The 257-nt window shown below is 59.9% G+C and carries 1 pseudogene; it reads left to right on the forward strand.

What is annotated here, in order from left to right:
* Positions 1-84: 84 nt before the first annotated feature.
* Positions 85-257, forward strand: a pseudogene (locus tag FLQ44_RS25730) (3-deoxy-7-phosphoheptulonate synthase); the annotation flags it as partial.

The raw sequence follows: 257 nt of genomic DNA on the forward strand, positions 1-257 counted from the left end.
CCTCCCGCTCTTCTCACCTCCGAGATCCCTCTCCCCGAGAAGGCCACAAACACCGTTGTCAAGGGTCGTCAAGATGCTGCCGACATCGTCCTCGGCGAGAGCGACAGACTCCTCGTTGTTGTCGGCCCCTGCTCCATTCACGACCCTGCCGCCGCTCAGGAATACGCTTCCAGACTCAAGGAGCTCTCTGACAAGCTCTCCGACGATCTTTGCATCGTGATGCGCGCCTACCTTGAGAAGCCCCGAACAACCGTTGG

Origin of the sequence: Vogesella mureinivorans (assembly GCF_007644035.1) — a bacterium.
In the GTDB taxonomy this organism is placed as follows: Bacteria; Pseudomonadota; Gammaproteobacteria; order Burkholderiales; family Chromobacteriaceae; genus Vogesella; species Vogesella mureinivorans.